Genomic DNA, 484 nt, shown 5'->3' on the forward strand with positions numbered 1-484 from the left:
ACGATACACTGCGCAGCAATATCGTGCTCGGGCGGGTGCTAGACGAGGAAAGGCTGCGCCGCTCCGCAGAGCGCGCCGCCATACTCGACCGGATTCAGGCAATGCCGGAAGGGTTCGATACCGTCGTCGGCGAAAGGGGGCTGAAACTCTCCGGCGGCGAGCGCCAGCGGGTGGCGATTGCCCGCGCGCTTTATGGCGAACCATCCATTCTGCTCCTCGATGAGGCAAGCTCGGCGCTGGACGAGGAAACGGAGCGCGAAATCATGGATCAGCTAAGACGGGTCGACAGCGATATTACCATCATCGCCATCACCCATCGCCAGAGCAGCATCCGCGCCGGCGATCAGGTCATCGCGTTGCCGAGCGTAATAATCAATGAGTCGCATTCTGAAATTACAGCCCCAAACCCCTGAAAAGATTCAGCCTCATCCTGAAACAGATGGGGCGGAATTTATCAGCGATTGCTGGCGCGGTCGCGCGACAG

1 protein-coding gene is annotated in these 484 nt (G+C 59.7%); it reads left to right on the forward strand.

Annotated elements, in window-relative coordinates; translation table 11 throughout:
• Window positions 1-413, forward strand: a 413-nt coding sequence (locus tag AB4Z23_RS28355; protein ID WP_441361291.1) for an ATP-binding cassette domain-containing protein, incomplete at its 5' end; no start/stop codon positions are given.
• Window positions 414-484: the final 71 nt, after the last annotated feature.

It is taken from the genome of Agrobacterium sp. MCAB5, assembly GCF_052114365.1.
Lineage (GTDB): Bacteria > Pseudomonadota > Alphaproteobacteria > Rhizobiales > Rhizobiaceae > Agrobacterium > Agrobacterium tumefaciens.